Annotated in this window: 9 protein-coding genes; 8 read left to right on the top strand and 1 reads right to left on the bottom strand. The window is 69.8% G+C overall.

The window, feature by feature from the left end:
* Positions 1-339 precede the first annotated feature (339 nt).
* The 4 genes from dop (at position 340) to prcA (ending at position 4,109) form a co-directional block, all read left to right on the top strand.
* Positions 340-1,851 carry a depupylase/deamidase Dop gene (dop, locus tag ACFXPK_RS19935; RefSeq protein ID WP_384999952.1) on the top strand — a complete coding sequence of 504 codons (1,512 nt, stop codon included), beginning with the start codon at positions 340-342 and terminating at the stop codon, positions 1,849-1,851.
* 134 nt (positions 1,852-1,985) lie between these two features.
* Positions 1,986-2,204, top strand: a complete 219-nt coding sequence (locus tag ACFXPK_RS19940) for a ubiquitin-like protein Pup (protein ID WP_030754525.1) — start codon at positions 1,986-1,988, stop codon at positions 2,202-2,204.
* A gap of 141 nt (positions 2,205-2,345) precedes the next feature.
* Complete coding sequence (gene prcB / locus ACFXPK_RS19945; RefSeq protein WP_384999949.1) at positions 2,346-3,191, top strand: proteasome subunit beta; 846 nt, start codon at positions 2,346-2,348, stop codon at positions 3,189-3,191.
* Positions 3,192-3,242: 51 nt separating this feature from the next.
* A complete protein-coding gene (gene prcA, locus ACFXPK_RS19950) occupies positions 3,243-4,109 on the top strand; it encodes a proteasome subunit alpha (RefSeq protein ID WP_385077147.1) in 867 nt (288 codons plus the stop codon).
* Positions 4,110-4,196: 87 nt separating this feature from the next.
* On the opposite strand, the gene ACFXPK_RS19955 is transcribed toward prcA, so the two are convergent.
* Entirely contained in the window at positions 4,197-5,234 is a 1,038-nt protein-coding gene (locus ACFXPK_RS19955) for a LacI family DNA-binding transcriptional regulator (RefSeq protein WP_384999944.1), read from the bottom strand.
* A 129-nt stretch (positions 5,235-5,363) separates the two neighbouring features.
* Between ACFXPK_RS19955 and ACFXPK_RS19960 the strand changes: the two genes are divergently transcribed.
* The 4 genes from ACFXPK_RS19960 to ACFXPK_RS19975 all read left to right on the top strand — a co-directional run bounded on the left by ACFXPK_RS19960 (position 5,364) and on the right by ACFXPK_RS19975 (position 9,494).
* Entirely contained in the window at positions 5,364-6,638 is a 1,275-nt protein-coding gene (locus ACFXPK_RS19960; protein WP_385077150.1) for an MFS transporter, read from the top strand.
* A 9-nt stretch (positions 6,639-6,647) separates the two neighbouring features.
* Positions 6,648-8,009, top strand: a complete 1,362-nt coding sequence (gene pafA, locus ACFXPK_RS19965; protein WP_384999938.1) for a Pup--protein ligase — start codon at positions 6,648-6,650, stop codon at positions 8,007-8,009.
* A gap of 129 nt (positions 8,010-8,138) precedes the next feature.
* Positions 8,139-9,077 (top strand): FKBP-type peptidyl-prolyl cis-trans isomerase, encoded by a 939-nt coding sequence (locus tag ACFXPK_RS19970; RefSeq protein WP_384999935.1) that lies wholly within the window; start codon positions 8,139-8,141, stop codon positions 9,075-9,077.
* 45 nt (positions 9,078-9,122) lie between these two features.
* Positions 9,123-9,494: an FKBP-type peptidyl-prolyl cis-trans isomerase gene (locus ACFXPK_RS19975; protein ID WP_385077154.1), complete on the top strand. Its 372-nt coding sequence runs from the start codon at positions 9,123-9,125 to the stop codon at positions 9,492-9,494.
* Positions 9,495-9,742: the final 248 nt, after the last annotated feature.

The following is a 9,742-nucleotide window of genomic DNA, read 5'->3' on the forward strand; positions in this document are numbered from 1 at the left end:
GCGTGGTTCCGTTAATGTGGGGGGGGGACCCGTGCGGCTCTTTGTACCGGGGGCCAAACACGGTTCTTTACGTGTGGAGGGGGGACGGCTGGGGTTTGCGTTCCAGGGGCATCCGCAGCCGGTTGCTTTCCCCGTACCTCCCACCACACCCGCACACCGGGCCAACCACCACACCAGGCCAATGAAGAAAATGATCTCCCCGACGGCGCGGAGGCGTTCTAGGCTCGTTCGTACCGCCACGTCGCGCAGTGCGGGACCGGGCACCGCACACGCGTCGAAGAGAAAGCGGTACTTGAGCGCCGCTCCCGGAGGGGAGCGCCGCCGGGCTAGGAGGGCCGCATGACCGTACGGCGAGTAATGGGCATCGAGACGGAGTACGGCATCTCCGTCCCGGGCCACCCGAACGCCAATGCCATGCTCACCTCGTCCCAGATCGTCAACGCCTACGCGGCGGCGATGCACCGGGCGCGGCGCGCCCGCTGGGACTTCGAGGAGGAGAATCCGCTCCGGGACGCCCGTGGCTTCGACCTCGCCCGCGAGACGGCGGACTCCAGCCAGCTCACCGACGAGGACATCGGCCTGGCCAACGTGATCCTCACGAACGGCGCGCGGCTCTACGTGGACCACGCCCATCCGGAGTACAGCTCTCCGGAGGTCACCAACCCGCGGGACGCGGTCCTGTGGGACAAGGCGGGCGAACGCATCATGGCGGAGGCCGCCGAGCGCGCGGCGCTGCTGCCCGGCGCCCAGCCCATCCACCTGTACAAGAACAACACCGACAACAAGGGCGCGTCCTACGGCACGCACGAGAACTACCTGATGAAGCGGGAGACCCCGTTCTCGGACATCGTGCGCCATCTGACGCCGTTCTTCGTCTCCCGGCAGGTCGTCACGGGCGCGGGCCGGGTCGGGATCGGCCAGGACGGCCATGAGCACGGCTTCCAGATCAGCCAGCGCGCGGACTACTTCGAGGTCGAGGTGGGGCTGGAGACGACCCTCAAGCGCCCCATCATCAACACGCGGGACGAACCGCACTCGGACGCGGAGAAGTACCGCCGGCTCCATGTGATCATCGGCGACGCGAATCTCTCGGAGATCTCCACCTATCTCAAGCTCGGCACGACCTCGCTGGTCCTCTCCATGATCGAGGACGGCTTCATCAACGTCGACCTGGCCGTGGACCAGCCGGTCCGTACGCTGCACCAGGTCTCGCACGATCCCACCCTCGGACGGCTGGTCACGCTCCGCAGCGGGCGGACACTCACCGCCGTACAGCTCCAGATGGAGTACTACGAGCTGGCGAGAAAGTACGTCGAGGAGCGGTACGGCGCCGACGCCGACGAGCAGACCAAGGACGTGCTGGGCCGTTGGGAGGACACGCTCAACCGGCTGGAGAACGATCCGATGAGCCTCTCCGGCGAGCTGGACTGGATCACCAAGCGTGAGGTCCTGGAGGGCTACCGGCGCAGGGACGGCCTGGACTGGGACGCGGCACGGCTGCACCTCGTGGACCTCCAGTACGCGGACGTACGCCCCGAGAAGGGCCTGTACAACCGTCTGGCGGCCCGCGGCAAGATGCGGCGTCTGCTGGACGACCAGGACGTCGAGCGGGCCAGGACCAAGCCTCCTGAGGACACCAGGGCGTACTTCCGGGGCCGCTGTCTGGAGCAGTACGCCGACGACGTGGCCGCGGCCTCCTGGGACTCGGTCATCTTCGACCTGCCCGGCCGTGACTCGTTGCAGCGGGTGCCCACGCTGGAGCCGCTGCGGGGCACGCGCAACCACGTCAAGGAGCTGCTGGACCGCTGCCGCACGGCGGAGGAGCTGGTCCAGGTGCTGTCCGGAGGCTGAAACGGCCCCGGCGTGGGAATGATCAGGGTGGCCCCCGTGCGTTGAGGGAAGTGCGGGGCCGATGTCCGACCCTCCTTGTAGGGTCGGATCTTGAAGGTCACATCCAGCGGGGCGAACCGAGCGGGGTGAGGGTTATGGCGACCAAGGACACCGGCGGCGGGCAGCAGAAGGCCACGCGTTCCACGGAGGAGACCGAGGAGCAGGCGCAGGAAGCGCAGGCATCCGAGGACCTCAAGGAGCGCCAGGAGAAGCTGTCGGACGACGTGGACTCCGTCCTCGACGAGATCGACGACGTGCTCGAAGAGAACGCCGAGGACTTCGTGCGGTCCTTCGTCCAAAAGGGCGGTCAGTAGGCTCCGTCGTCCGTCCCCGGGGCCACCGGCGAAAGCCGGTCGCACCGGGGCGGATGACCGGCGACGGCGCGGGTAAGGTCCGTGCACAGACTGAAGATCGGCCCGGCCCGAGCGGGCCGCCGCCCATCCGGAAGGAAACGTGTGGAAGCCAACCCTCGTACCACCGGGCGTCTGCCGGCAGCCTTCCTGACGCCCGGCTCGTCCTCGTTCATGGACTTCCTCTCCCACCAGTCGCCGGAGATGCTGCCCGGCAAGCGGGTCCTGCCGCCCTTGCAGGGCGCGGTCGAGGCGCCGCACGGCACGACGATCGTCGCCGTGAGCTTCCCCGGCGGTGTGGTCCTCGCCGGTGACCGGCGGGCCACGATGGGCAACATGATCGCCCAGCGCGACATCGAGAAGGTCTTCCCGGCCGACGAGTACTCGGCCGTGGGCATCGCGGGCACGGCCGGACTCGCCGTGGAGATGGTCAAGCTCTTCCAGCTCGAACTGGAGCACTTCGAGAAGGTGGAAGGGGCGCAGCTCTCGCTGGAGGGCAAGGCCAACCGGCTCTCCACGATGATCCGCAGCAATCTGGCCATGGCGATGCAGGGCCTGGCCGTCGTGCCGCTCTTCGCGGGGTGGGACGTCGACCGCGGGAAGGGCCGCATCTTCTCGTACGACGTGACGGGCGGCCGCTCCGAGGAGCCCGGGTACGCGTCCACGGGCTCCGGGTCCCTCTTCGCCCGCGGGGCGATGAAGAAGCTCTACCACGAGGAGCTGACGGAGCAGCAGGCGTGCACCCTGGTCGTCCAGGCGCTGTACGACGCGGCGGACGACGACTCGGCGACGGGCGGCCCCGACGTGGCCCGCCGGATCTATCCGATCGTCACCGTCATCACCGAAGACGGCTTCAGGAAGCTCGGCGACGACGAGTCCGCCGAGATCGCCCGGTCGATCCTGGAGCGCCGGCTCGAACAGCCCGACGGCCCGCGTGCCGCGCTGCTCTGACGCCCCCTCTTCTGAACAAACATGCCACTGACAGAAAGGGACGGATAGCCGGTGTCGACGCCGTTCTATGTCTCACCCCAGCAGGCCATGGCCGACCGGGCGGAATACGCCCGCAAGGGCATCGCCCGCGGCCGCAGCCTGGTAGTGCTCCAGTACGCCGACGGCATTGTCTTCGTCGGTGAGAACCCGTCCCGCGCGCTCCACAAGTTCAGCGAGATCTACGACCGGATCGGCTTCGCCGCCGCCGGCAAGTACAACGAGTACGAGAATCTGCGCATCGGCGGTGTCCGCTACGCCGATCTGCGCGGATACACCTACGACCGTGACGACGTGACGGCCCGTGGTCTGGCCAACGTCTACGCCCAGACGCTCGGCACGATCTTCTCCAGCTCCGCCGAGAAGCCCTACGAGGTCGAGCTGGTCGTCGCCGAGGTGGGCGCCACGGCGGACGGGGACCAGATCTACCGGCTGCCGCACGACGGCTCGATCGTCGACGAGCACGGCTCGGTAGCGGTCGGCGGCAGTTCCGAGCAGATCAGCACCTTCCTCGACCAGCGGCACCGCGACGGCATGTCGCTCGCCGAGGCGCTGAAGCTGGCCGTGCAGGCGCTGTCCCGCGACACCAACGGCGGTGAGCGGGAGATCCCCGCCGAGCGGCTGGAAGTGGCCGTTCTGGACCGTACGCGGCCACAGCAGCGCAAGTTCAAGCGGATCGTCGGCCGGCAGCTCTCGCGGCTGCTGGAGGCGGACGGAGCGGCCTCCACCCCGACGGACGCCCCCTCGGACACCGAGGAGCCCGGCGGTGCGACCGCGCTCCCGGCGGACGACACCCCGGCGACGGACGCCTCCGACACCTCGGACAAGGACGCCTCCGACAAGGACGCCTCCGACAAGGGCGACGACACCGGCAAGAAGTAGCCGTTCCGCCCGTGCCCCGGACCGCCCGCGCGCTCCGGGGCACAGGCGCGCCGGGGCCGCTCCGCCTCCCCGGCACGGGCCCGGCTCTCACCCTCCGGCGGGGTCGGGCGGCGCCGGGGCCGTGGAGCCCCGGACCACCAGCGTGACCGGCAGGTCGCCGGTCTCCGGCCGCCGCCCGTCCAGGACACGCAGCAGCGCCGCCATCCCGCGCCGTCCCACCTGCTCCGCGGGCAGCCGCACGGTGGTCAGTTCCGGCTCCACCGCCCGCGCCAGGGCCAGATCGTCGAAGCCGGTGACGGAGATGTCCTCGGGGACGCGCAGCCCGAGCCGCCGTACCGCCTTGCAGGCCCCCGCCGCCAGGACGTCGCCGTCGCAGACCAGCGCCGTGGGCCGGGGGCCCGGCGCCGCGAGGGCCCGCTCGGCGGCCTCCCGGCCCGCGTCGACCTCCAGGGGCGCGGAGACCGTCCTCACGACCGCGTCCGGCTCCTCGCGTACCGCCGCGGCGATGGCCTCGGCCCGTACCCGGAAGGTCCAGGAGTCGACGGCGGACGCGAGATGGACCAGCCGCCGGTGGCCGAGGCCGAGCAGGTGCTCCGTCACCCGGCGCATGCCGTCGGCGATGTCGACATTCACCCGGGCGGCGGCCCCCGGCGCCCGCGGATCGCTGTCGAGCATCACCAGCGGGAGATCGGCGCCGTCCGTGCCGCTGATCGCGTCGAGCGCGGCGGTCGCCATCGAGGAGGCGATCACCCCGTCGAGCGCGGCCCGCGCCGAGGCGAACGGGTCCCTGGCGGGGCCCATCCCGTCGGGTGAGGGGTACAGGACCACTCCGAAGCCGTGCTCGGCGGCGACCTCGGCCGCTCCCGTGTAGACCCGGGCGAAGAAGTCGTTGGTCAGCGCGGGCACCACCAGGAGCGCCGTCCTGGTGGTGCCCATACGGAGGTTGCGGGCGGCGAGATTGGGCCGGTAGCCCAGTTCGCGCGCCGCCTCCCTGACGAGCCCGGCGGTCCGCTCCGAGACCCTGCCCCGCCACTTGTCGCCGAGGACCAGGGAGACCGTGGCCTGGGACACACCCGCGGCCCTGGCCACGTCCCTGCTGGTGGGCCTGGCCGAATGCTCTGTCATGGCTGCCGTTCTCCGACGCGGGCGGGGATCGCGGTGGACCCGCGTACTGGGCACATGGTACGTATGAGCCAAGGCGTTATACGTAAAACCCGGCGCGCCGGGAAACGGGGAAACAGGGAGAGACGGGCCATGGCCGCTGGAGCCACCGGGTACGCGGACATCATCAAGGCGCCGCACGCGGCGCGACTGCTCACCGGCACACTCGTGGGGCGGCTGCCGAACGCCACCGCCCCCATCGCGATCGTCCTGCTCGTCCGGGCGGGCGGCGGCAGCTACAGCCTCGCCGGAGCCCTCGCGGCCGTCTACGGCATCGGCAACGCCGTGGGGCAGCCGCTGCTCGGCCGTGCCGTGGACCTGTACGGGCAGCCCCGCGTCCAGCTTCCCGCCGCCCTCGTGTCGGCCCTGGGCGCCGTCCTGCTCGTCGTCGCGGGCACCGACGGCGGCGGTCTGGTGCTCGCGTACGCCGGCGTGGCGGTGGCGGGGCTCTTCACACCGCCCCTGGAAGGCGGACTGCGGGCGCTGTGGCCCGGCGTGCTGGGCGCCGAGGAGCGGGTGCACCGGGCGTACGCCATGGACGCGATCGCCCAGGAGGTCATGTTCACGGTCGGCCCGCTGCTCGTCACCCTGTTCGTCGCGCTCTGGTCCCCGGCCGCCGCGCTCCTCGCCCTCAACGCGATCGGTGTGCTCGGCGCCCTCTCCGTCGTCCTGTCCGAGCCCTCCCGCACCTGGCGCTCCGCGCCCCGCGAGGCGCACTGGCTCGGCGCGCTGCGCTCGACGGGACTGCTCGCCCTGCTGGGCGCGTTCCTCTTCATAGGCATGGCCCTCGGCTCCATCACGGTCGCGGGGGTCGCGTACGCCGACGACCAGGGCCGCGAGTCCGTCTACGGCTGGCTGATGGCCGCCCTGGGCCTGGGCGCGCTGGTGGGCGGCCTCGTGTACGGCTCCCGGCGGTGGACGAACACCCCCGAACGCCGGCTGCTCTCCATCACCGCCCTGCTCGCCCTCTGCTACCTGCCGCTGACGCTCACCCCCGGCGTCCTCGCGATGACCGCCCTCGCCGCCCTCGCCGGTGTCTTCCTCGCGCCGGCGATCGCCTGCGCCTTCATCGTCGTGGACCGGCACGCGCCGCGCGGCACCGTCACCGAGGCGTTCTCCTGGCTCGTGACGACCTTCGGCGTCGGCGCCGCGCTCGGAACGGCCGCGGCGGGCCCGGCCGTCGAGCTGGGCGGCACGTCGGTGAGCTTCGGGGTGGCGGGGGCCGCGGGCACCGCCGCGCTGCTGGTCCTGCTGGCCACACAGCGGGTCCTCGCACGTCCCGGCGGTGCGCCCGACTCCACCGTTCCGACGGAAAATGATCCAAGCGGTGCGGTCGAACCCGGTTTCAGCTCAGGTCATCAGGCGTAATGTTCAGACATGGACCGCCGCATTTTCGGGCTGGAGAACGAGTACGGCGTCACGTGCACGTTCAGGGGACAGCGCCGACTGTCACCTGACGAAGTGGCGCGCTACCTCTTCCGCCGTGTTGTGTCATGGGGCCGCAGCAGCAATGTCTTCCTGCGGAACGGCGCCCGCCTCTACCTCGACGTGGGATCGCATCCGGAATACGCGACACCCGAATGCGACAACGTGACCGAACTGGTCACGCACGACAAGGCCGGCGAGCGCATTCTCGAAGGCCTGCTCGTCGACGCCGAACGCCGCCTGCACGAGGAGGGAATCGCGGGCGACGTCTATCTCTTCAAGAACAACACCGACTCGGCGGGAAACTCCTACGGCTGCCACGAGAATTACCTCGTCGCCCGCCACGGGGAGTTCTCCCGGCTCGCGGACATTCTCATCCCCTTCCTCGTCACCCGTCAGCTCCTGTGCGGCGCGGGCAAGGTGCTCCAGACCCCACGGGGCGCCGTCTACTGCGTCAGCCAGCGCGCCGAGCACATCTGGGAGGGCGTCAGCTCGGCGACGACCCGTTCCCGTCCGATCATCAACACCCGGGACGAACCGCACGCCGACGCGGAGCGCTACCGCCGGCTCCATGTCATCGTCGGCGACTCGAACATGTCCGAGACGACCATGCTGCTCAAGGTCGGCGCCACCGATCTCGTGCTGCGCATGATCGAGGCGGGCACCGTGATGCGCGACCTCACCCTGGAGAACCCGATCAGGGCGATCCGCGAGGTCAGCCACGACCTCACCGGCCAGCGCAAGGTGCGGCTGGCGAGCGGCCGGGAAGCCTCCGCCCTGGAGGTCCAGCGGGAGTACTACGAGAAGGCCGTGGACTTCGTGGACCGCCGCGGCATCCGCACCGGCACCGTGGAGCAGGTCCTCGAACTGTGGGGCCGTACGCTCGACGCGATCGAGTCCGAGGACCTCGACCGGATCTCCACGGAGATCGACTGGGTCATGAAGTACCAGCTCATCGAGCGGTACCGGGCCAAGCACAACATGACCATGTCGCATCCCCGGGTCGCGCAGATAGACCTCGCCTACCACGACATCCACCGTCGTCGCGGGCTCTATTACCTGCTGGAGAAGAAGGGGCAGGCCGCCCGTATCTGCAACGACATGAAGATCTTCGAAGGCAAGTCGGTGCCTCCGCAGACCACCCGGGCCCGGCTGCGCGGCGATTTCATCCGCCGCGCCCAGGAACAGCGCAGGGACTTCACGGTCGACTGGGTCCATCTCAAGCTCAATGACCAGGCACAGCGCACGGTGCTCTGCAAAGACCCGTTCCGGTCGGTCGACGAACGGGTGGAAAAGCTCATCGCCGGTATGTGAGCGTCCCGGTCAACCACCGGCTGACAGGCATGGGTGGAATGCGGCCCGGGCCCCGTACGTATCGCGTACGGGGCCCGTGTCACGCCCTACAGTGGGCAGCTACTGTGCCGTCTGAGATCTGAGGAACACGTGCGCCGACTTGCCGGCCTGATCGTCGTCCCCCTGCTGCTGTTGTCGACAGCGGCCTGCGGTGGCGACGGAGGCTCCGACTCCACCTCGTCCAAGAACGGACTCCCCGCGATCAGCGAGGGCGCCAAGTACGGACAGAAGCCGACCCTCGACAAGGGGGAGGGGGATCCGCCGAAGAAGCTGACGGTCGATGTCCTCAAGGAGGGCGACGGCGCGAAGGTCGCGAAGGGCGACGCGATCCAGGTCAACTACCTCGGCCAGACCTGGGACTCGGCCAAGCCCTTCGACAACAGCTTCGACCGCAAGCAGCCGTTCGATCTGACGGTCGGCGCCGGAATGGTCATCAAGGGCTGGGACCAGGGCCTCGAAGGCCAGAAGGTCGGCAGCCGCGTCGAGCTGGGGATCCCCCCGGAGCTGGGCTACGGCTCCCAGGGCCAGGGCGACATCAAGCCCAATTCCACGCTGGTCTTCGTCGTCGACATCCTGAAGGCCACCAAGGTGCCGTCCTCCGCCAAGGGCACCGCCGTCCCGCAGGACGACAAGGCGCTGCCGCAGGTGGGCACCGACGAGGACGGCAAGGAGCCGAAGGTCACCATCCCGAAGGGGACCGACCCGCCGAAGAAGCTGGTCTCCAACTACGTGCTGGAGAGCGACGGCGACGCCGTCAAGGACTCCGACACCGTCGTGCTGAACTACTCGGCGTACCTCTGGAAGGACGCCAAGCAGTTCGACAGCACGTACAAGACCGGCCGCACCACGACCTTCCCGCTGCCGCAGCTCACGCTGAAGGGCCTCAAGACGGGCATCGTCGGCAAGAAGGTGGGCAGCAGGGTCCTGATCGTGATCCCGCCGGACCAGGCGTTCGGCAACCAGGAGCAGCAGGGGATCCCGAAGAACTCCACGCTGGTCTTCGCCGTGGACATCCTCTCGAAGGTGTAAGACTGTCCCGGTTGTACCGTTCATCATTTAGAGGAGCAGTTTCACGTGAGCATCGAGAAGCCCGAGATCGACTTCCCGGGTGGCGAGCCGCCGGCCGACCTGGAGATCAAGGACATCTGGAAGGGTGACGGAGAGGTCGCCACGGCGGGTGCCAACGTCAGGGTCCACTACGTCGGTGTGGCCTTCTCCACCGGCGAGGAGTTCGACGCCTCCTGGAACCGCGGCGCTCCGCTTCCGTTCACGCTCGGCGCCGGCCAGGTCATCGCGGGCTGGGACAAGGGCGTGCAGGGCATGAGGGTCGGCGGACGCCGTCAGCTCACCATCCCGCCGCACCTCGCGTACGGCGACCGCGGCGCGGGCTCGGCCATCGCCCCGGGCGAGACGCTGATCTTCGTCTGCGATCTCGTCTCCGTCTGACACGGAACGGTCCGGCCCCGTCCGGGCCGGCCTGATGCGGAACGGTCCGGCCCGAGCCGGGTCCAGCGCGGGGGGGTGCCGCCGTGGGTGTGGGCCCCGCCGTTGGGCGCGCCCCCCCCCCGGGCGGCGGCGGGGCGGGGGGCGGGCCCCCCCCAATTTTTTTGGGTATTGTGCTTTTCTCCGTCGCCTATAACCGCGCCGGGCCCCCCCCGGCTCTGTTCGTCCTCGCGGTTCCACGGGACGACGAC

Origin of the sequence: Streptomyces sp. NPDC059142 (assembly GCF_042755665.1) — a bacterium.
Taxonomy (GTDB): Bacteria; Actinomycetota; Actinomycetes; order Streptomycetales; family Streptomycetaceae; genus Streptomyces.